Annotated in this window: 19 protein-coding genes; 2 read left to right on the top strand and 17 right to left on the bottom strand. The window is 44.9% G+C overall.

The window, feature by feature from the left end; translation table 11 throughout:
- Positions 1-744: 744 nt before the first annotated feature.
- Positions 745-954, top strand: a complete 210-nt coding sequence (locus ACYVB2_RS15335; protein WP_382434900.1) for a hypothetical protein — start codon at positions 745-747, stop codon at positions 952-954.
- A 369-nt stretch (positions 955-1,323) separates the two neighbouring features.
- Here ACYVB2_RS15335 and ACYVB2_RS15330 read toward each other — a convergent pair whose 3' ends face one another.
- The 14 genes from ACYVB2_RS15330 to ACYVB2_RS15265 all read right to left on the bottom strand — a co-directional run bounded on the left by ACYVB2_RS15330 (position 1,324) and on the right by ACYVB2_RS15265 (position 16,853).
- Positions 1,324-1,947, bottom strand: coding sequence for a hypothetical protein (locus tag ACYVB2_RS15330; RefSeq protein WP_460537239.1), 624 nt, complete (start codon positions 1,945-1,947; stop codon positions 1,324-1,326).
- A 388-nt stretch (positions 1,948-2,335) separates the two neighbouring features.
- Positions 2,336-2,758: a hypothetical protein gene (locus ACYVB2_RS15325; protein WP_382434896.1), complete on the bottom strand. Its 423-nt coding sequence runs from the start codon at positions 2,756-2,758 to the stop codon at positions 2,336-2,338.
- Positions 2,759-3,826: 1,068 nt separating this feature from the next.
- Positions 3,827-5,116: a hypothetical protein gene (locus ACYVB2_RS15320; protein WP_382434894.1), complete on the bottom strand. Its 1,290-nt coding sequence runs from the start codon at positions 5,114-5,116 to the stop codon at positions 3,827-3,829.
- 499 nt (positions 5,117-5,615) lie between these two features.
- The gene (locus tag ACYVB2_RS15315; RefSeq protein WP_382434892.1) at positions 5,616-6,269 is read right to left on the bottom strand and encodes a hypothetical protein; all 654 of its coding nucleotides are present in this window, start codon (positions 6,267-6,269) and stop codon (positions 5,616-5,618) included.
- Between the two features lie 472 nt (positions 6,270-6,741).
- Positions 6,742-7,074: a type II toxin-antitoxin system HicB family antitoxin gene (locus ACYVB2_RS15310; protein WP_382434890.1), complete on the bottom strand. Its 333-nt coding sequence runs from the start codon at positions 7,072-7,074 to the stop codon at positions 6,742-6,744.
- Complete coding sequence (locus tag ACYVB2_RS15305) at positions 7,071-7,325, bottom strand: type II toxin-antitoxin system HicA family toxin (RefSeq protein WP_382434888.1); 255 nt, start codon at positions 7,323-7,325, stop codon at positions 7,071-7,073. Before ACYVB2_RS15305 ends, ACYVB2_RS15310 begins: the two co-directional genes overlap by 4 nt.
- A gap of 627 nt (positions 7,326-7,952) precedes the next feature.
- Complete coding sequence (locus ACYVB2_RS15300; protein ID WP_382434886.1) at positions 7,953-9,101, bottom strand: hypothetical protein; 1,149 nt, start codon at positions 9,099-9,101, stop codon at positions 7,953-7,955.
- Between the two features lie 1,054 nt (positions 9,102-10,155).
- Complete coding sequence (locus tag ACYVB2_RS15295) at positions 10,156-10,389, bottom strand: hypothetical protein (RefSeq protein WP_460537232.1); 234 nt, start codon at positions 10,387-10,389, stop codon at positions 10,156-10,158.
- Between the two features lie 1,216 nt (positions 10,390-11,605).
- Positions 11,606-11,884 carry a DUF6953 family protein gene (locus ACYVB2_RS15290; RefSeq protein ID WP_382434943.1) on the bottom strand — a complete coding sequence of 93 codons (279 nt, stop codon included), beginning with the start codon at positions 11,882-11,884 and terminating at the stop codon, positions 11,606-11,608.
- 579 nt (positions 11,885-12,463) lie between these two features.
- Positions 12,464-13,285, bottom strand: a complete 822-nt coding sequence (locus ACYVB2_RS15285; protein ID WP_460537228.1) for a hypothetical protein — start codon at positions 13,283-13,285, stop codon at positions 12,464-12,466.
- A gap of 324 nt (positions 13,286-13,609) precedes the next feature.
- Complete coding sequence (locus ACYVB2_RS15280; protein ID WP_382434919.1) at positions 13,610-14,197, bottom strand: BglII/BstYI family type II restriction endonuclease; 588 nt, start codon at positions 14,195-14,197, stop codon at positions 13,610-13,612.
- Complete coding sequence (locus ACYVB2_RS15275) at positions 14,194-15,144, bottom strand: DNA-methyltransferase (protein ID WP_382434918.1); 951 nt, start codon at positions 15,142-15,144, stop codon at positions 14,194-14,196. The genes ACYVB2_RS15280 and ACYVB2_RS15275 overlap by 4 nt, the downstream gene beginning before the upstream one ends.
- Positions 15,145-15,275: 131 nt before the next feature.
- Positions 15,276-15,779 carry a hypothetical protein gene (locus tag ACYVB2_RS15270; protein ID WP_382434913.1) on the bottom strand — a complete coding sequence of 168 codons (504 nt, stop codon included), beginning with the start codon at positions 15,777-15,779 and terminating at the stop codon, positions 15,276-15,278.
- A 312-nt stretch (positions 15,780-16,091) separates the two neighbouring features.
- The gene (locus ACYVB2_RS15265; RefSeq protein WP_460537223.1) at positions 16,092-16,853 is read right to left on the bottom strand and encodes a DUF2971 domain-containing protein; all 762 of its coding nucleotides are present in this window, start codon (positions 16,851-16,853) and stop codon (positions 16,092-16,094) included.
- A 428-nt stretch (positions 16,854-17,281) separates the two neighbouring features.
- Here ACYVB2_RS15265 and ACYVB2_RS15260 point away from each other — a divergent pair, with 428 nt between their 5' ends.
- Positions 17,282-17,515 (top strand): hypothetical protein, encoded by a 234-nt coding sequence (locus tag ACYVB2_RS15260; RefSeq protein WP_382434908.1) that lies wholly within the window; start codon positions 17,282-17,284, stop codon positions 17,513-17,515.
- 313 nt (positions 17,516-17,828) lie between these two features.
- Here the strand turns inward: ACYVB2_RS15260 and ACYVB2_RS15255 are convergent, their stop codons facing one another.
- The 3 genes from ACYVB2_RS15255 to ACYVB2_RS15245 all read right to left on the bottom strand — a co-directional run bounded on the left by ACYVB2_RS15255 (position 17,829) and on the right by ACYVB2_RS15245 (position 20,436).
- A complete protein-coding gene (locus tag ACYVB2_RS15255; protein ID WP_382434906.1) occupies positions 17,829-19,112 on the bottom strand; it encodes a hypothetical protein in 1,284 nt (427 codons plus the stop codon).
- 66 nt (positions 19,113-19,178) lie between these two features.
- Positions 19,179-19,613 carry a HEPN family nuclease gene (locus tag ACYVB2_RS15250; RefSeq protein WP_382434904.1) on the bottom strand — a complete coding sequence of 145 codons (435 nt, stop codon included), beginning with the start codon at positions 19,611-19,613 and terminating at the stop codon, positions 19,179-19,181.
- 217 nt (positions 19,614-19,830) lie between these two features.
- Positions 19,831-20,436, bottom strand: coding sequence for a hypothetical protein (locus ACYVB2_RS15245; RefSeq protein ID WP_382434902.1), 606 nt, complete (start codon positions 20,434-20,436; stop codon positions 19,831-19,833).
- Positions 20,437-20,610 lie beyond the last annotated feature (174 nt).

The raw sequence follows: 20,610 nt of genomic DNA, 5'->3' as shown, positions 1-20,610 counted from the left end.
TGGCCAAAGAGGACTTCAAAAATACACAGGCGTACCCACTTCCAACGAGATAAAACAGGGGTAACTCGTTCAGTGTCACGAAAGTAGATAATCTTCCAGTAGTTCTGGATGATTGGTCTCTGCGTATCGATGACCTTGAGGTTGCGCTTCTGTTGCAATTAAGACACCTAACGAACCAAGGTAAGCGGCAACTGGAAGTTGTCCGCTTGAGCACCGAGTTAGAACCTAAGCCCACACACCAGCCACCTAAAGCCAGCAGCATAGCCGGGAAAATGAACCTGCACCAGCACCAATACGAAACCGAAGAATACTGACCCCGGCAAGCCAAAAGCAGAATTTATTTTTGAACACTGGCGATAACCAAACCCGGTTTTTTACGCGCTTGGAAAAAACAACGCCGTGGGCCAAATCTAACGAACTAAGGTAAGCGGCAGCTGTAAGCTGTCCGCTTGAGCGCCGAGTTAGAACCAAAGCCTACACAGCAGCCACCCAAGGCCAGCAGCATAGCCGAAAAAACGAACCTGCACCAGTGCCAATACGAAACCAAGAACACCCGGCGCAAACAACAAAAACAAAAGCTGCTTTGAAAAAACTGGTGAAAACAAAACCGGATTTTTAACGTGCTTCGAATAAACACTGCCGTAGGCGAATGCTAACGCCACTAGCTAACCCGGAGGCGCGAAGCGACTTCCGCGTTGAGCGATGGGTTAGGGCGCAACGTAATGTAAAGATGGGAGATGTAAAATGTTTGGCGACATGCTGCAAATAATGACTGCTGGTAAGCAAGTTGAATACAACGGAGAGAGGTGGATTTTGGTCTCCAATACGATGATGCAGACCACGGACAAACAAGCTCTGTTTGTGGCGATCCGTGCAACCGATACGTTCCCGGCTCAGACCTACGTGATACCGGCTGCACCTGACGCGCATTTGCGCTCTAACGAACTAAGGTAAGCGGCAGCTGAAAGCTGTCCGCTTGAGCGCCGAGTTAGAACATAAGCCCACACAGCGGCCACCCAAGGCCAGCAGCATAGCCGGAAAAACGGACCTGCACCAGCGCCAAGAAGAAACCAAGAACACCAAGCCAAAAAACCAAAGATAAAACTTACTTTGGAAACACTGGCAAAAGTAAAAATTGGTTTTTAACGAGCATGGAACAAGCACAGCCGTGGGCTAATGCTAACGAACCAAGATAAGCCGCAGCTGGAAGCTGTCCGCTTGAGCGCCAAGTTAGAACCCAAGCCCACACAGCAGCCCCCCCAACTCCAACAATCCAACAATCCAACAATCCAACAATCCAACAATCCAACAATCCAACAGATTTTATGGTGTACCAACTGCTTCCTCATAAGAGAAGGTTTTTCTCTCTTTTAAAGATAATTGAGGCTGTACGGGCATACCCACTGCTTCCTCGTAAGAAAAGGTTTGTCCTTTTCTTGAAGACTCTTGGGGCTGCACTGGTGTTGCACTAATTGGTGTAAATTGACTCAATGGCAAACATTCTAACTCCCCAGCAATACGTTTTTCTCCTTCAGGGCAGGGGAAAAGTACGCTGCTTACAGGAGGAATGCTTCTCTCAATGACCGCAGCAGGCTGGGTTAACTGTATTGAAGCATTCGTTTCTTTTTGACTCCATTTCGAAAGTACAGGAATGGCCATGGTAAGAATCACGCCTAAAACCAAGAGTCCAAGTACGGAGAAAATTATGAGGCGACCTTCAGAATCACTTGTTCCTGAGTTATCAATTCGGCTTTTGATTTTTCCAAGCCAAAAGTAAATACTTCCCGTAAGAAGCATCACTAGAGCCTTAATGAATGCAATTACCCACATGCCATCGGTAACATTATGCAAATTTGATAGCCAGGTGAGCACTGGCAGAAGGCCGATAACTTGCAGGATAGCAATCAAGCCAGCGAGTACACGGAGGATTCGAATTATTATGAGCATGCGTAGTCTTTTTATTTCGCCCTAACGAACAAGGCAAGCCGACCGCAGAGTGCGGGTCGGCTTGAGCGCCGAGTTAGAGAAATACTTACTTATTTCCAAGAGATGGAAGTCCACCTCTAGAAAAATATATCCGTTTGCCACCTTTAATTTTCTTCTGGGGCCGATCTTTAGGTTACGCAAAGCGAAATATTTCCCCCTCGGTTGGCGCTCTTGCATGAGTTTCTTCGTAGTGCAGCAAAAAAATTTCGTTGGAAACAATGACACCACAAGCTGGGCACGTTCGTATAAAAGGATTCTTTGCTGTCATTTGCAACTTTGCAATCTAACGAACCAAGGTAAGCGGCAGCTGCAAGCTGTCCGCTTGAGCGATGGGTTAGTAAAATGGCAGCTAGAAATGAACATATTCAACATTTACCCCTTCATATTTTGTTTCGGCTCGAAAAATTCGCGCCAGCTTATGGTTTTGAATTTGAAGGCGTAAATCTGATAGCCAATTAATCTGAACTTCAGGGCCACCACCTTGACCTATTGGTGCAGCATCATGATTTGTGTCGGCAATGAATGTATTGCCACTTTCATTTTCAAGTGCATCAGCACTTGAAATAATCAAGACTTGAGTTGAAAAGCCTGTGGTAGCTCCACAGTCACGCTGAAAGGTAACAACTTTTAACTTGTTATTTGGAGATAAATATTCAGCCAAAACCACATTACTACACATGTCAGGTAGTGATTGAATAAATAGATATAAACCACCAATACATAGCAAAATTAGTGCGAAGACACCGATGAGTATTTTCTTCCAGAGTTTCATTTGGTGATTGCTAACGACGAAGTTGAGGGGCGCCGCGCGAGGCGGCCACAGGAATAACGACGACGCTTCCCGGCGTCCCCTCGAACGCCCTGTTAGGCCGGGCGGTTGTCTTGGAAATGGGTTTTTTCAAGCCGTTATCTCCGGGCGCCACCTGGGGCCCCATGACTGCCTTTGCCTTTCTGACCAACCTGAAGCGCTCAATTAGAGCTGGAGTTGTTTTGGGCACAGGCTTGGAGCGCTCGATCAGTGCTGCCTTTGGTTTTTTGGCCAGCCTGTAGCGCTTGATTGTAGGAAGCACGGAAAAACTGCTGGAGTAATCACTATCACGGGGAACGGCGCCAGGAGCCGGCCTTGCAATAACTGAACTGAGGCCACGGTAACTACGACCGGAAAAAATACAGTGGATTGGAACCAGCAACATTGCGCGGACGGATTGCTCAGACGAAACAAAAGCCCGGCGACAAAAACCGGGTATTAGTTGGCAAAGGCTGGTTGAAATATGCATAGAAACAGAGGCCTAACGAACTAAGGTAAGCGGCAGCTAGAAGCTGTCCGCTTGGCGCCGAGTTAGAACCTAAGCCCACGCATCAGCCACCCAACGCCAGCAGCATAACGAAAAAGACGAATCTGCGCCAGTCCCAATACGAAACCAAAGAATACTGACTAGTAAGCGAAAAACAAAACCTATTTTCTTAATACCAGCAACAGCAAAACTAGAATTTTGACAGCCTTGGAATAAGCACGGCTGTGGACAAAACGCTAACGAACCAAGGTAAGCGGCGGCTGGAAGCCGTCCGCTTGAGCGCCGAGTTAGAACCGAAGCCCACGCAGCAGCCACCCAAAGCCAACAGCATATCCGGAAAAACGACCCCGCACCAGTGCTAATAAGACACCGGAAAGCCCCAGCCACAAAACCCAAGTCCAAACCTACTTTGAAAAAATGGTGACAACAAAAACCGGATTTTTAACGGGCGTGGAATAAGCACTACCGTAAGCAAGTGCTAACGTTTTTTAAGGGGCTGGCTTTAGGTTGCCCAAGCGAGCGGAGCGAACTATTTTAACTACTTTTTATAAACTGTGCGCGTATATGATGCCAGTGAAAGAATTTTGAACTATTCTCCACTGGCCTCCTGGCATAGATCGGACAGAAGCATTATTTTCTAAGTCTTGATATATTGCGCGCACCGAAACTTCTTTTATTTTTTCTTGATCATCAATTTTAAAACGAAGCTCTGCTATTACATGAGTAACGGCAGCAGCTTGGTCATCCACGCCTAATACCTTGAAAGAAGTCGGCACATGCTTACCAAAATCTTGGCGCGCTATGCAGGCCTTTTTTCCCTTAGGAGTGTCGGTAAAATATAAAAGAGCATCAGCGATAGGGCCAAATCGCTTATTGCACCAATGATCTAAAAATGCAGCCACTGCATATTCAGGCGTGTTTTCAGGCAGGCTGGAAATATTCCCTTCAAATGGAAAATATGGAATATTTTCAGATATTCTTGGATTCCATTCCTCAATGGATTTTTTCATAAGGTTTGTTTCAGAAATTTGCTTAAATATCTGTCGCCAACTCACCTCTTCTTTTGGTTTTGGCTCCTTTTTCCCATCATCAAGTGCTCCGGCCCAGTCTCTCGCCGCAAAGAGAGCAGCCCAGCACTTTGCTGCCACTAATTTATTATCGAAGGCCAGCTCTCTGCCATGAAGAATCCCGTTTCTGTATGGAATGGATATACCAGCTTCATTTGTTTTATTTCTGCCTTTAGTGAGAATTGAAGCTAATGTCTGAAGGCCCGTCTCATGAGCTGCAATGCAATCCCAAGCGGTAATATCCACGTTTACAGCAAAAAAGCCTACGTGCTTCGATACATCATTTACGAGACCGTCAAGCAAGCTCAACAATAGAGGTATACATGCATGATGTCTGCCAGCTAAGTAATCCTCTCTGGCCAACTCCGTGAGCCTTATTCTTTTTTTAAAATCACGATTGCCATTTAATCGTAATATTCCCCACTTTAATGTTTCTTCGTCATACGAATCGGCTAGGATTTTTTCCGCCGCATCCTTTCCTTCAGTGTCATGAATATTTATTGCTTTTTGCATTACTTCCATGTTCATGGATTCATATGCAATCCAGCCTAGGCTCGCAAAACGCTCATTAAACTGATCTGGAACCTTCAATATTTCTGCTTGCTTTTTAATCTTTAGGAATTCATTGGAGGCATTTTCCATTTTATGGAAAAGCTTGCGAGCCAACGGAAAATCCTTGTATAGAGCCTCCAAGCTTTCAAATGCCTCGAACTGCCTTAACAGTTCCGCACTTGTCGGATTGTCAATGATCTTCTTTGGCTTACTCACAATGCTTCCTTTAGCTTATAACGAATTAAGGTAAGCAGCGGCTGGAAGCCGTCCGCTTGAGCGCCGAGTTAGGTTTAACTATTATTTCTCTTTGCGTAATGATCTATTAAGTCATAAAGTTCATCGGCAGCAATTTTGGCTTTAGGTATCTCAAGGTTTTTAAAAGATATCAATAAATCGCTAGCCTGATATTCAGATCGTGGGCCTGCATACTTCTTAAAGATCAGAATTGCTTTTTCTCTTAGCTCTCCATTTAGATTTTTAAAAGCATTGTCGAATTCAGTTTGGTATGCAATGTAATCCCATTCAACATTTGCTAGCTTTGTCCTGCTTCTTAGAGTGATGAATGGAATTTCTTGTTTGCGGCAGTATTCAAACCAAGTGTTATTATCTTTTTATTCCACATCATTCTTTGATATTTCAAAATACTTTTGCATAAATAGTCCAATGGAAATCTAACGTAAAGTTCACCTGCAAAACTGTTCGGTGCAACGATAAGTTAGAAGTTTGTGTAAATTTGAATTGCTGTTGCTAAATTGCCTGATCTGATCAGCTGAAATAATCCACGTTCTACATCGGCAGCCCTATATATTCCAGTATAATAAGTATTGCTGATATATAAGCACTCTTGGCGCCATTTGTTATAAACGGATTCATTGCTTTTAGTCGATGGTATTTGTGTAGTGTTTATTTTTAATAAAGACAACGCTCTTCCACGAACTGTGTGCAACTTGGAAAGTTGTAGATCAAGTACGGAATAGTTTTTTGGGTCTAAGAACATAAGTATCTTTGATATAAAAGAAATACCTGAATACTCAGGTAGGCCTAAATTTTTTATAGCAACGATACTTGGGGCTGTGTTGGTAGTCAATAAATGCGAAAATTTTGATGTGAGGACCGGATTGATAAGTGTATTAAATCTAGCGAACCGAATTTTTCTGATTCCAATTGATCCCGAATGTCCCCAAAATATAACATTTGCCAGTCCATTTGAAGGAGTTGTTTTTAATTGGGTGCAAATTATTGTTTCAAGAGTTGAAATGTTTGGGGCAGTTTTGATTGTTCTGTGGCTGAAGCAATAATAATCAAGAGGAAAGCTGTAAGATTTTATAGCGTTTTCTAGATCAATTACTTGAGATGAGGTTAATGGCATATTTGGTATTCTCGGTTTAAATTTTATCGAATGTTTAGCAAAACACTGCTGATCGACGATTTATGTTTTTGCCTAACGAATCAGTTAAGACCGTACGCTGATGATATGTTGCATTATGGCTAACGTTGGAGGTAACCGGCAGTCGGAGCGAAGCGGAGGGAACCCAGCAGTGGTGCGAAGCGCCGCTGTTGGGCTGTCCGGTTGACCGCCGAGTTAGAACCCAAGCCCACACAGCAGCCACCCAAAGCCAGCAGCATAGCCGGAAAAGCGAACCTAGACCAGCGCCAATACGAAACCAAAAAATACTGACTGGTAAGCCAAAAGCAAAACCTACTTTTAAACACCAGCAACAGAAAAACCCGGATTTTTACGACCTTGGAATAATCACTGCCGTGGGCTGATGCTAACGAACCAAGGTAAGCGGCGGCTGGAAGCCGTCCGCTTGAGCGAAAAGTTAGCACTACGCAGGTAACTAAGATGCCACACGGATACGTAGAGCTTCTTGAGCCAGCATATTGATGCTCTTACCTTCTACTTGTGCAGCAATAGCCAATTGCTCATGCAACTCCGGAGGAATTCTGAGATTGAATTTTCCAGAGAAGTGTTTTCTGGGTTGGATGCCCTTCTCGTCACAAACCTCAAGAAAGACTTGCAAGGATTTCTTGAACTCTGTTCGCAACTCTTTTGGATTCTTGCCATAGAAATCAGCGCCGCCGTTTAGTCCAAGAATCTCACCACGAAAAAGATCAAGCTCTTCGTCGTATTCAATCTTGGCGTGATAGCCGTCAACTGTCATTACGTTCATGGTTCCACTCCGTGCTGCTCAAGCCATTTGCGAATGCTTGCGACGGCGCCTTTGTCGGTGTTGGGCGAAGGATGTGGTCTGTGAAAGACACGTACTTCGCCAAATAACACAACCGCCACACGGCTGCCTTCTCGCTCACTGACCTCCGCACCCAGTTCCTCAAACAAGCCTTCGATGTCGCGCCACTGAACATTGGCACTTGTTGGTCTGGCGAAGATGAGCTCTAGCGCGCGTTGGTGTTTTCGCTTCATTCCTGAATGGTACCGTTATTTGGTACCTTTTTCAAGCGTACAGGGTAGCTTTGCCTTGTTGTCTAACGCCACCGTGGGCTGATGCTAACGAACTAAGGTAAGCGGCAGCTGAAAGCTGTCCACTTGAGCGCCAAGTTAGAACCCCAGCCCACCCAGCAGCTACCCAAAGCTAACAGCGTAACTGGAAAAAACCAAATTTCTTAATGTGAAATTTCCGAAAGTTGGAACATATGTGCTTGGCACGTAGCAGAAAATCTCGTCCACCCCGCTGTTGCGGATTTTAACTTAAGTGAAAGGATAGCTATGAGTACAAAGAATCTAGCCCCAAAAACCGTCGCCACTCCTAAGGATGCATCAAGAGTACAGTCTGCAACTGCAAAAGTAGGAGATGGTAAGCCTACTCCTTGGGCAGGTAATCTTCAACGGGCTGCAGCTAAAAACTTCGGTAAATCAGGGCAAAAATAAGAGACTCAATCTATGACTAAAGATGATCTTGACAATCGCGCAGATCAATTGAACCCAAACAACGATGCATATTGGGAATCACGGGGCTGGGACGAGCGCCCTGACAACTGGGATGAAAGAATTCAGGAAGGAAATGTTCTCCCGGAATTCGAGTGAATGCATTTAATTTAACAGGGTAAGCCACGCGGCGTCACCAAAACTGGCGCCGTTATTTTTTGCTTTTTTCTCGTGCCGTTCCCACCAGTAGATAAAGTATTTTTCGAAATTAATGTAAACAGATAATTCTGGTTTCTCTTTGCTGCCCTGCACAAACAGCTTACTCCATGTGGTGCTCGCAAAAAGTAGTGGAAAGGGAGGCGAGGGACGTTGTTTTTCTTCGCAAAAGAAAAACATTGCATTCCAAAAATTGGAAAATTCTTTATAGGTTAATCGCCTCCCCTCTCTCCAGCAAACTATTTTTCTCTCTTCGACGTAATTTTTTTTATCTTCGGCCGTCCAAATAGACAACTCAGCGACGGATGGAATCTCTTGAGGCCATTTTCTATTTTTTTTATAAAAGCGTAGGCAAGCCATAAAGTCTATAAGGCGCCTGTTAGGTAAATGTATTAGGTCTCGCTGTTTTTTAAAGTTTCCATCAGCACCTTTTTTTACAGTAGGATTAATCCTTGGCTGAAACCAAATAAATATCGGGACAGCCTCAAATTGATCGAAATAGCTCTTGCAAAATTCAATATTCCATAAAGCCATTAGCGACATCAATGCGTTGAACAAGATGAGTTTCAATGGCTTATCTAGGTCGCTCCAATTTTTAGAATTTATAATTCTTTCTTTTGTCTCACATATGGATTCATCCATTTCATCTATATTAACCAAATATTCTTCTGTTAGATAATCTACTGAAAGCAATTTCAAAATGAAAGCATCAATGTCTTTTTTCGCTTTGGCTTCATATAATTCTTTTGAAATTTCGTCAATTTTGCATGCAAGTTTAAGAGTTTCTGGATAATGGTTTTCTAAAGGAGAACAAAAATATACAAAGGATCCTAATGGGCCAATATTTTGTGGTTGGTTTTGAATAATTCTTTCTACATCTTCTGGTGTGTAATCTTTTTTGAGAAGATGTTGTCTCAGTTTAGTTGTTCCTGCGGCATCTATTTTATTGATCGCTGCTTGATGATTTTTTATCTTCCCAGAAATCCAATTTCGTACAGTTCTTTCGGTTACGTTGGGGAAAAGGATATCGGCCAACATTGAGGCAATTTTTTTGCCATGTATATGCTCAAAAACGGGAATTGCCCAAGCGTTAAACATTGGAAGTTTTGTTTTGGAGAAAAATTGACTAACGAACCAAGGTAAGCGGCAGCTAGAAGCTGTCCGCTTGAGCGCCGAGTTAGACCCACGCCGACACGCCAGCCACCCAAAGCCAACAGCATAACCGGAAAATTGAACCTAGACCAGCGCCAATACGAAATCAAAGAATTCAGGCCCGCGTAAACCAAAAGCAGAATTTACTTTTGAACACCAGCAACAGAAAAACTTGGATTTTGACAGCCTTGGAATAAGCACCGGCGTGGGCGAAATGCTAACGAACTAAGGTAAGCGGCAGCTAGAAGCTGTCCGCTTGAGCGCCGAGTTAGAACCTAAGCCCACGCATTAGCCACCCAACGCCAGCAGCATAACGAAAAAGACGAATCTACGCCAGTCCCAATACGAAACCAAAGAATACTGACTGGTAAGCGAAAAAAACCTATTTTCTTAATACCAGCAACAGCAAAACCAGAATTTTGACAGCCTTGGAATAAGCACGGCTGTGGACAAAACGCTAACGAACCTAGGTAAGCGGCAGCTGAAAGCTGTCCGCTTGAGCGCCGAGTTAGAACCCAAGCCCACACACCAGCCACCCAAGGCCAGCAGCATAACCGGAAAAGCGAACCTAGACCAGCGCCACTACGAAACCAAAGAGCACTGACTGGCAAGCCCAAAGCAAAACCTACTTTTGAATGCCAGCGACAGAAAAACTCGGATTTTGACAGCCTTGGAATAAGCACCGGCGTGGGCGAAATGCTAACGAACTAAGGTAAGCGGCAGCTGGAGGCTGTCCGCTTGAGCGACCAGTTAGAACCAAAGCCTACACAGCAGCCACCCAAAGCCAGCAGCATAGCCGGAAAAACGAACTTGCACCAGCGCCAATACGAAACCAAAGCATGCTGACCCCGGCAAGCCAAAAGCAGAATTTACTTTTGAACAGTGGCGATAACCAAACCTGGTTTTTTACGCACTTGGAAAAAACAACACCGTGGGCCAAGGCTAACGAACCAAGGTAAGCGGCGGCTGAAAGCTGTCCGCTTGAGCGCCAAGTTAGAACCTAGGCCCACACAGCAGTCACCCAAAGCCAGCAGCATAGCTGGAAAAACGAACCAACGCCAGTGCCAATACGAAAACAAGAACAGCTGGCGCAAACACCAAAGACAAGAGCTGCTTTTTGGGTAAAAACAAAACCGAATTTTGAAAGCTTTGGAATAAGTACCGGCGTGGGCGAAATGCTAACGACGAAGGTCAGCGGATTGTTAGGTGAAATGCCCCTATGTTGTTGTTGCATTTCAACATTGAAACTAGGCTGCCTGTGTGGAATTTTTTAATTTGAGTAACAGGATTATTTATTTTCAGTTGAGGCTATTCGCCGACAGCCGTACCGATGAGTTGAAGGAACGTACCTACACAGGCAAGTGTTAGCCCACACCGGAAAAGGAGGCCCGTTCGCTGGAGCTTTTCACTAAGCGATGCGGTTTCTAGTTCCTGGGTGGATGGTTCGTACTTTAAGCCCCGTTTTGCAGCTTCATATTGTTCAACAAACACTGTGTCTCGCACGTTGTTGGAGGCTTCGTTAAGGCGGAGAGCAAGGAGATCAATTCGTGTTAATACAAGAAGGCCGAGCAACTGTAAGCCAATGCCTGCGAGATTAATGATTTTTGTGTTTGTCATGGTCGCCGGATGAAATTGGAACAAGCCTAACGAAATAAGGTAAGCGGCAGCTGGAAGCTGTCCGCTTGAGCGCCAAGTTAGAACCCAAGCCCACGCACCAGTCGCCCCCAAAGCCAGCAGCATAGCCGGAAAAACGAACCTGTACCAGTGCCACCACGAAACCAAGAACACCAAGCCAAAAAACCAAAGATAAAAATTACTTTGGAAACACTGGCAAAAGTAAAACTTGGTTTTTAACGAGCATGGAATAAGCACAGCCGTGGGCAAATGCTAACGAACTAAGGTAAGCGGCAGCTGAAAGCTGTCCGCTTGAGCGCCGAGTTAGAACCCAAGCCCACACACCAGCGCCACCCAAAGCCAGCAGCATAGCTGGAAAAAGAACTTGCACCAGTGCCAATACGAAACCGAAGAATACCGACTCCGGCAAGCCAAAAGCAGAATTTACTTTTGAACAGTGGCGATAACCAAACCCGGTTTTTTACGCGCTTGGAAAAAACAACGTCGTGGGCTGATGCTAACGAACCAAGGTAAGCGGCGGCTGGAAGCTGTCCGCTTGAGCGCCAAGTTAGAACCCCAAGCCACGCACTAGCCACCCAAAGCTAGCAGCATAACCGGAAAAATGAGCCTGCACCAGTGCCACCAGGCCAAAAAACCAAAGATAAAACTTACTTTGGAAACACTAGCAAAAGTAAAATTTGGTTTTTAACGAACGTGGAATAAAAACCACCGTGGGCTAATGCTAACGAACCAAGGTAAGCGGCGGCTGGAAGCTGTCCGCTTGAGCGCCGAGTTAGAACGCAAGCCCACGCACCAGCGACAACAATTTTTTGGACTCAACGTACCATTCTTGTATCTTGAGGGTCAGATGCACGGCGAGCACGCCAAGTTTGAGTGCTACGGCTCCAAACGACACCGTCAGGAGTTAATTTTTTAAATGCTTCAAGAATACCTTTATTTATTGCCCAGTTCCTTTGCTTGTTTTTATAGACGTGTAGCTCACCAAATTCCGTCCGTATGCCACGCGCGGCAGATGATTGAGACAAACGTTGATGCTTGCTGTATTGCTCAAGCATCCATTCTGCTACTTTCATTTCCTCTTCAGTCGAAGCCATAGTTTCGCTCTCTCTTTATTGATCTAACGAACCAAGGTAAGCGGCAGCTGGAAGCTGTCCGCTTGAGCGCCGAGTTAGAACCCAAGCCCACACACCAGCCACTCAAAGCCAACAGCATAACCGGTAAAACGAATCTGTACCAGCGCCAATACGAAACCAAGAAAATACTGACCTGAAAGCTAAAAGCTAAACCTATTTTTGAACACCATCGACAGCAAAACTTGGATTTTGATGGCCTTGAAATAAGCATTGTGGTGGGCCAATGCTAACGAACTAAGGTAAGCGGCAGCTGAAAGCTGTCCGCTTGAGCGCCAAGTTAGAACCCACGCCCACACAGCAGCCACCCAAAGCCAGCAGCATAGCGGGAAAAACGAACCTGCACCAGTGCCAATAGGACACCGAAAAAACCAAAGGCAAAGCCTACTTTGGAAAAACTGGTGAAAACAAAACTAGATTTTTAACGGGCATGGAATCAGCACCATCGTGGGCGAATGCTAACGCCTAGGTTAACCGGTAAAAATGCGCAGCATTTTTGTCCGCGTTGAACCGACAGTTAGAACTGCACGCAAATGCAAAAACCTATCGAACCCAAGCAGCAAGTTCATCTTTTGCACCGTCGCTAATTTGTAGAGCGATGAATTCATTGAGGACTTCAGGATCTGGCTCTACGCGGGATGGATCAACGCGAATATCCCATGAGTTGTAATCATTAGGATCTGTGGCGACAATTAAGCCGATCCCATGACGCTCTGCTTCTTCAGTAATGCGATCAATAGCTTCCGCATCAGCGTCGATATCAGCGCTGTGCAGCCAGACATATGATTGAGTTGCTGCACGCCGATGGGCAAGTGCCTCGTATACCGCTGTCACGTTCAACGCCCAAGAAGGCTTAATTTCGAAGGTTATGAGATCAAAAAACTTGCCGGGCAGAAATGGAAAGACCCGCAGCGCAGCGACAACTATGTCAGGGCGCGTCCACGTTCCGCCCGTATTCCTTCTGCCTTGGCTGGCCGTAATTTCAACCACGTGATGCCTGAAGCGACTGTCCTTCGCCCAAGCACCTCGCAAAACAGTGGCAACCGGTTCGTACAAATCCCGCTCTGCGGGCTCAACTGGTTGAGGGCACTCAAAATTCTGCGGCGCTTCTTGTTCGTTCGCTACCGTTTTTTCGGCAGCCACAGGTGGTGGAACGATGGCAACAGCGCCGCCCCTTGCTCGGTAGCGGCGCAAGCTTCCTAAGTCAACGACTCGATCACGGATGATCCAGTAGTCATCTTCATCCCAGCCCAATTCTCGAATGAGTTTATTGTTGCCAGCACTTCCACCTAAATCCTTGACTTTTTGAATCAGCGCATCATGCATCGCGCGGATTTCATCGTCTGTTTTTCCCTGTAATGACATGAGGTCTCTTTTTGTAAGGTCTAACGAACCAAGGTAAGCGGCAACTGGAAGTTGTCCGCTTGAGCGCCGAGTTAGAACCTAAGCCCACACACCAGCCACCCAAAACCAGCAGCATAGCCGGAAAAATGAGCCTGCACCAGTGCCGCCATGAAACCAGGAACACCGGGCCAAAAAACCAAAGGCAAAGCCTACTTTGAAAACACCAGCGGTAACAAAAAACAGATTTTGACGAGCTTGGAATAGGCACTGCCGTGGGCCAATGCTAACGAAGTCAGCTAAGCCGCCCTACGGGTCGGCTTGAGCGAATTGTTATGCCTTTTAATTTCAAGCATCAATTCCAAGTATCAGTACAGGAACATCTATGTTTGAAGTACCCCTGTGTTCCAAATCCCAAGCGAACTGTTCAAAATACGAAACCCCCGTACTCATTTCATCAGCAAAGTTTTTCACAGGTACGATTTCTATGCCTGTATCGATTACACCCATTTTGCTAAATATGGTCATCTTGGCGCAGACATTGTAAACCATAAAAGCATACTTACCAAACTGAACCTCAATACCAAGTTTTGTATTGGGCTTTACGAAATCCATATCTCTAAACGGTTGACCTCTTGTATTTTTCGATTTTATGTAGTCTTCCGTATATTCTCCATAAGAGTAATCACACAACACCTTGTGATTTGACCAGCTACCGTTCTCGGTTTTAGCAAACTCACGTTTGAATGCCTTATTTAATTCCATTGGCGAGAATAGCATTTTTCCCATCATGGTTTTTTCTGTACTTTCTTTTGTCTTGTAGAGACTTGCGTCAATCGCACTTATTACAGATTGAATCTGTGCGAATTCTGCTGCGTACTTCTGCTGCACTGCCGACCTTCCGCCATTAAAGTCATATGTAGCTACGATTTTCAAAGCAATTTCTCCTGTTTTTTATTGAGCCACTGGGATGGTATTTGCGCGACTTTTTCTTTTCCAGTTGGTTTGTGAACTGGCTTTCCAAGAGGTCTTATTTTTAGCATGCCATCTTGAAATAAAGAAATTCTTTTCTTTGCAATAGAAATATATTGTGGGTCCCGGTCAATTACCATTCCGCGACGACCATTTTTTATGGCTGCAATCAAGCTTGAGCCAACGCCACCAAACGGATCGATAACCCAATCATTCTCATTTGTAAGAGCGAGGACGCACCGCTCAATTAGCTCAATTGGAAACTGACATGGATGCGAAGTTTTCTCAGGGTGATTGGATTTAACATTTGGAATTTCAATTATCCCGTTGTCCCACTCTTGAGTAATTATTTTCCAATAATCAGATGGGTTTTTACCAAGCGGATTGCCGCTTGGTTGCCCTTTTTTGTCACCCTTGTAGTGTAGCTTTCCAGGATATTTCGATGGAACTCGAACAGAGTCGAGATTAAAAGTGTAATCTTTCGATTTGGTGAACCACAACAGAACCTCATAGCGACCAGAAAATCTCTTGGTTGCGTGCAGCCCGTGGTCGAAGTGCCAAACAATTCTATTTCTTAGTTGAAGGCCAAGAGACTTGACGATTGGGTAGAAATAAATATCAAGCGGAAAAACCTCTCCATCATCAATGAAGTTACCAACTTGCCAAACGATGCTTCCGTCATCTGATACGACCCGTGCAAGCTCCTTCAGAATTTCTGATTGCCAGTCAAGATAATGTTGCAGCTCAATTTGTTTTTCGTACTCTTTCCCAATATTATATGGTGGTGAAGAAACGGCCAGTTTGAATGATGATTCAGGAAGTTTTCTTAATGCCTCCAATGCATCGCTTTCTGCAATGACAATATGCTCATTGGTGCTAAATACCTCGGAAATAGGGTGTTTTTCAATCATTCGATTTGTCTTTGTACCATGTTTTACCTATTTTACCATTCACTACTCTGGGTAGTAAAGCCAAGATTCGGGGTGTGAGGTATAACGTTTGAATTCACCGGCCGCCGGAGGCGGTCCGGTGGAATGATGGGTTAGGCGTCATTTATAACTTCGTCTTTCCACTCCTGAAGAATTTCACTAACCAATTCGATAGAGGCGTGGGACGGATTGCATAATTCCGTCAATATTCCAGAAAGCGGATAGTCTGTACCAACTGGGAACCCAACGGAATCAAAGGCCTCCTCTATTGCTTGCCGACGTCGATCTGTACCTCTATTGCTCCACTCGTTGTTGTGTTTCCAGTAGTTGGCTGCGTGGTTTATTATTTCCACTTTAGTCCTTCCGGCCGAATGAGCGGGACCCATTTTTAGCGCGTTGCTTTTTTCAACTCCTATGGCACCACAAGCGGTGGCGATATAGGTCTGGCCAGCCACCATAGCCAACCCAACAATGTGCTCCATGGTGTCGAAGAGCCCGTACGAGTCCCCATCACTAGCCTGCGCGCACATATCGCTAAGATCGGATAGCTGTATTTCCAGCATGTTGATCAGTTTCAACAATGCCTTCAATTCTGGCTCGACCCACAGATGACGCATTAGTTTGACGCCTAACGAACTAAGGTAAGCGGTAGCTGGAAGCTGTCCGCTTGAGCGACAAGTTAGCACCCAAGCCCACACACCGGCCACCTAAGGCCAGCAGCATAGCCAGAAAAATGAACCAACGCTAGTGCCAATACGAAACCAAAGAATACCGACTAGCAAGCTAGAAGTAAAACCTAATTTTTAATGCCAGCGACAGCAAAACCCGGATTTTGGTAGCCTTGGAATAAGCACCAGGGTGGGCGAAATGCTAACGTTTGAATTCATCGGCCTGCGCGACTTTTCGCGCAGGTCCGGTGGAATGATTAGTTAGCCACGATATGGCACATCTGATGAAATAACTGGTACATCGAAATACCCTTTGTTTGCTAGAAATGCTTTCACGCTGTCAATGGTGATCGACTGATTCGCCATCGGCCCAACTCTGACTTCAGCAATAGGCAACTGATTGGAACCATTGTGGGCTACAAAGCTCTCGTTATACAAATCAGAACTACAGATATATGGAACTATTCGCCCACCACTCACCCTGTGCTTTACGTCCTTGAAATGACTTAGATGACTTTCCGTAACTACCAGACGTATTTCCTGTTCTGCGGCAAATGCTTTGTTCTTGAAAATCATGAAATCAATTGCTAGATCGCTAGCAAGATGTCTTGCCCAGTCATCCTCATGAACTGAGCATCCACAGGCCAAGTCTTTTCGAAATTCCATTGAATGCTTAGCAATGCCTTGAAGCAACAGCTTACGTTTAATCTTATCGTCGTAAATTACTTTCTGCGGCACCATAATAGGCATTATCGTAAAGTGACTAGACTGAAGACGCGGCTTGTTCTCAAACACAATTGCGATCCCATCATGGCCGCTGGCGTAACCACGCCATTGTTCTAGGCTATCAAGCGAATTTGAAAACGAACAAACAAAGAAGGTTTTGGTGGGCTGCTTGCTCAGGAGGTCGGCAGCATCATGCAGGACTCTAGAAAACTTGGTGTGACGTGATCGAGAAGCAACTCTTGCAATTACCTCCTTCGCCATACGGCAGCCATTGAAATACTCTTCCGTGTCGTTCAAGAAACGGAAGTCAGAGAGCCAAAAGCCCCCAGACTCTACTATCCCAACAAGGCCATTTAGATTTGTATAGTGCACTAGCACAGGGCCATCGTAGGCAAACCAATCCCAATTTCCTCTGAATCGATACCTCGCATCGAACTTCGCGCGAAGAAAGCCATATGGGTTGTTCTCAATTGTGGGGTGCAGAGTCATTTGTAGCTAACGAACCAAGGTAAGCGGCGGCTGGAAGACGTCCGCTTGAGCGCCGAGTTAGAACCAACGCCCACACAGCAGCCACCCGAAGCCAGCAGCATAACCGGAAAATCGAACCTACACCAGCGCCACTACGAAACCAAAGAACACTGCCCGGCAAGCCAAAAACAAAACCTAATTTTGAATGCCAGCGACAGAAAAACTCGGATTTTGACAGCCTTGGAATAAGCACCAGCATGGGCGAAATGCTAACGAACCAAGGTAAGCGGCGGCTGGAAGCCGTCCGCTTGAGCGCCAAGTTAGAACCAACGCCCACACACCTGCTACCCAAAGCCAGCAGCATAACCGGAAAATTGAACCGAGACCAGTGCCAATACGAAACCAAACAATACTGCCCGGCAAGCCAAAAGCAGAATTTACTTTTGAATACTGACAACAACAAAGAGCAGATTTTGACGGCCTTAGAATAAGCACTAGCATGGGCGAAATGCTAACGAACCAAGGTAAGCGGCAGCTGGAGGCTGTCCGCTTGAGCGCCGAGTTAGAACCCAAGCCCACACACCAGCCACCCAAGGCCAGCAGCATAGCCGGAAAAACGAACCTAGACCAGCGCCTATACGAAACCAAAGAATACTGAATGATAAGCCAAAATTAAAAACTACTTTTGAACACCAGCGACAGAAAAACTCGGATTTTGACAGCCTTGGAATAAGCACCGGCGTGGGAAAAATGCTAACGAACTAAGGTAAGCGGCAGCTGGAAGCTGTCCGCTTGAGCGGCCAGTTAGATTTGCGCTTGATCCTCTGCACCTTGTTTATTGCGCAGATCAACCCCCTGAAGTTTCTTTAAATCTTCTGGCTTGAGTGATGAAAGAATTTCAATTATTGAATCGATCGCCGCCATTTCCTCGATGATTTCTGAATCACTTATATCCATAATTCCAACCTTGTGCACAACAATGTTTCTAAAGTCTTGCGCTTTATTTATTTGATGCGACACTTCCTTGCCTATGATTCCCTTTGCAGTCCATAGGTATTTGGATTGCATTCTTATATTTGTCTTGTTTGTGTCATACTTTCCATATATGTCTTGTTCATTTGATGACATTTCGCAAGCCATCTGTGTCAGGCTCGTTAGTTTGTTGTATTTTGCAATAAATTCAGCAGCACTCTTGCTTGCGGTGCCGCTAAAATTCTCCGCCAGTTCTTCACGATCAGCCTCCTCAATGTGCACGTCACCAATCGCGTCCAGTGCTGCTTGTATCTTCTCACAAATGTCGTCGCTAATTGCGGCCAAGTCATCATATTCTATTTTTGTTAAGCCCTTGCAGTGTGCAATCTTGCAGCGATAGTCGTATAACTTTTCCCATTTAGATTTTAGATATTCAGAGTCGCATTCCACTTTTCTGGCGAAGAATTTTTCCCAGTTGGTGAAAGGTTGATATTGCTTGATGTCTCCGACCTTGATCACATCCTCATCATTTCTTCCTTTTAAGGAGTCAATGAAGCGACTTGAGTCTGCTTTTGAATATTTTTTGAAAAGAAAATTTGATAGCTGAATAAAGTCAACCTCATGGAGGAAATTTGTCTTCTCCTTTTTACTATCTGACCGTACTGAATCAAGAACCTCTTTCGGTGTTGATGCATCGCTCCAGTCATATCCAATGCTGATTGCCATAAATTTGGCGATTAATTTCCGCATTAGATTTTCTGTTTTATATATTATTGGATAACCCATGTGGCAGTAGGACTCTCCAACTCCATCGTGCAACACAATAATATTTCTTCCGCTTATCTTGGAGCAGATGCGCCGAACTTCCTTGAGCATGTCTTTGAATGCTTCTTGGTCGGCAACATCTGTGCTTTCGATTGTTAAATCGTAATATATTGAAGAATCCGTTAGCGTTCCTTGTGCGAGTTTATAGGCGAAATCTCTTTCACCATAACTGAGCTTTTCTTTTTTTCCAAAAGAGATAGATGTATGCGCAGCAAGTAAGCTTTTAAACTTTTCAACGCTTGTGCAGATATCATCTTTGGAGTCAAATGTTATTAAATATTCGCTTTTCACTTAATTCTCCAAAAAATCTAACGAATTAATTGAGCGGCGGCGTAGCCGTCCGCCTCGAATACTTGGTTAGGCTTGAGCCTCAAGATGTGTTGCTAATTTGACGACCAAAGTCTTCATTTCTGTCAGAGAAAGTTTTGCATGAAACCCATTTTGATCGCGAAACGTAAAGCCGTGTACTTGTTCGTCTCGATGTATTGGCTTGACACGGAAATGTGCCACTGCGTTACGTAGACGACGGATTAATTGTTTAAGAGTCGGGTTGTGCTGGTGTCCGTCACTACACCGACCTACCTCCCTAATCGATGTAGGCTCCACTCCCCAATCTGCAAGCGATTCGAAATCTACATCTGGAAGCTGTGCTATGAAAGTTTCCTTTGGCAGTACCAATAAACCAAGAAGACAATTTACGAGAAGCGTTGCATCTAGCGAACCCTCGTATTCACTTATCAGTGAGAGCGTTCGTCGCATAAAGCTTTTCTCAAAATTCTCTTCGTATTCCACGTCGTGCTCCTGGATATCTAACGAACCAAGGTAAGCGGCAGCTGGAAGCTGTCCGCTTGAGCGCCGAGTTAGAACCTAAGCCCACACACCAGCTACCCAAAGCCAGCAGCATAGCCCGAAAAGCGAACCTGCACCAGCCCCAATGTGAACCAAAAGTGGATGCTTTATATATCTGTAAAGGCCAAAGATGACAGCTTACTACATCTCAAAATACGACCTAAACCTTCATTGGGGCATCTTTTTTTACGAATTCTCTCGCGGCATCTGCAGCTGAATACAGATTAGCAATTGTAGATTCTACATTGAAGCTTTCAGCAGGAACACTGTTATGCTTCTTGTGCAGTAATTCTAAATTTACCTTAGTAAGCTCGTGGTAGTAATTCATCATTCTTTGAAAATCAATTAATTTTTCAGGAATTGGATCATCTCTATATAATTCTGCTACGATTAACACTGCAGCAGCATAAAGCCTTAAATTTATAAAAGCACTCATTGCCTCTTTATCCATACGACCTAACTGTATAGATTGATTTAATGCAATAAGTTCTTTCATAAGAATGATGCTGATAATTAGCATTCCTCTTTCATTATTTTTTGCACTGTAAAGCATTCCACTAATTCCTACAAACAACTCTCTAGCGAAGGCTCTAGCCTGAATAACAGCAGATCGTCTTTCAAGTCGCTCCGCGCTTCCAGAAACCCAGATAGCAACACCCAAACCAAGCAATGCCCCAACAGCCTGCATCCAACCAGCCCACTCTGTCCTTGTCATACACATCGGCCACCAATCTATCCATAAAAAACAGTATTCCTCGGAAAGCATATTTATTTCTTTATATTATTAATTTCTAATTAATTCGCTATTAACTGCTAACGAACTAAGGTAAGCGGCAGCTGTAAGCTGTCCGCTTGAGCGATAGGTTAGATGTATCTCTAAAGTTTCAGCAACCGTCTGCATGCTTCCAAAGATGCTGCGGTCAAAGCCACCGCTACTGAG

Source organism: Giesbergeria giesbergeri, assembly GCF_054779375.1.
Note: the sequence above shows the minus strand (reverse complement) of the source record. Positions and strands in the feature narration are given on the sequence as shown.

Excerpts from the sequence above, each read along its gene's own strand:
- ACYVB2_RS15335 (WP_382434900.1), top strand. The coding sequence starts at position 745 with ATGTTTGGCGACATGCTGCAAATAATGACTGCTGGTAAGCAAGTTGAA.
- ACYVB2_RS15330 (WP_460537239.1), bottom strand. The coding sequence starts at position 1,947 with ATGCTCATAATAATTCGAATCCTCCGTGTACTCGCTGGCTTGATTGCT.
- ACYVB2_RS15325 (WP_382434896.1), bottom strand. The coding sequence starts at position 2,758 with ATGAAACTCTGGAAGAAAATACTCATCGGTGTCTTCGCACTAATTTTG.
- ACYVB2_RS15315 (WP_382434892.1), bottom strand. The coding sequence starts at position 6,269 with ATGCCATTAACCTCATCTCAAGTAATTGATCTAGAAAACGCTATAAAA.
- ACYVB2_RS15310 (WP_382434890.1), bottom strand. The coding sequence starts at position 7,074 with ATGAACGTAATGACAGTTGACGGCTATCACGCCAAGATTGAATACGAC.
- ACYVB2_RS15305 (WP_382434888.1), bottom strand. The coding sequence starts at position 7,325 with ATGAAGCGAAAACACCAACGCGCGCTAGAGCTCATCTTCGCCAGACCA.
- ACYVB2_RS15300 (WP_382434886.1), bottom strand. The coding sequence starts at position 9,101 with ATGTTTAACGCTTGGGCAATTCCCGTTTTTGAGCATATACATGGCAAA.
- ACYVB2_RS15295 (WP_460537232.1), bottom strand. The coding sequence starts at position 10,389 with ATGCAACAACAACATAGGGGCATTTCACCTAACAATCCGCTGACCTTC.
- ACYVB2_RS15290 (WP_382434943.1), bottom strand. The coding sequence starts at position 11,884 with ATGGCTTCGACTGAAGAGGAAATGAAAGTAGCAGAATGGATGCTTGAG.
- ACYVB2_RS15285 (WP_460537228.1), bottom strand. The coding sequence starts at position 13,285 with ATGTCATTACAGGGAAAAACAGACGATGAAATCCGCGCGATGCATGAT.
- ACYVB2_RS15275 (WP_382434918.1), bottom strand. The coding sequence starts at position 15,144 with ATGATTGAAAAACACCCTATTTCCGAGGTATTTAGCACCAATGAGCAT.
- ACYVB2_RS15270 (WP_382434913.1), bottom strand. The coding sequence starts at position 15,779 with ATGCGTCATCTGTGGGTCGAGCCAGAATTGAAGGCATTGTTGAAACTG.
- ACYVB2_RS15260 (WP_382434908.1), top strand. The coding sequence starts at position 17,282 with ATGGGCGAAATGCTAACGAACCAAGGTAAGCGGCGGCTGGAAGCCGTC.
- ACYVB2_RS15245 (WP_382434902.1), bottom strand. The coding sequence starts at position 20,436 with ATGCTTTCCGAGGAATACTGTTTTTTATGGATAGATTGGTGGCCGATG.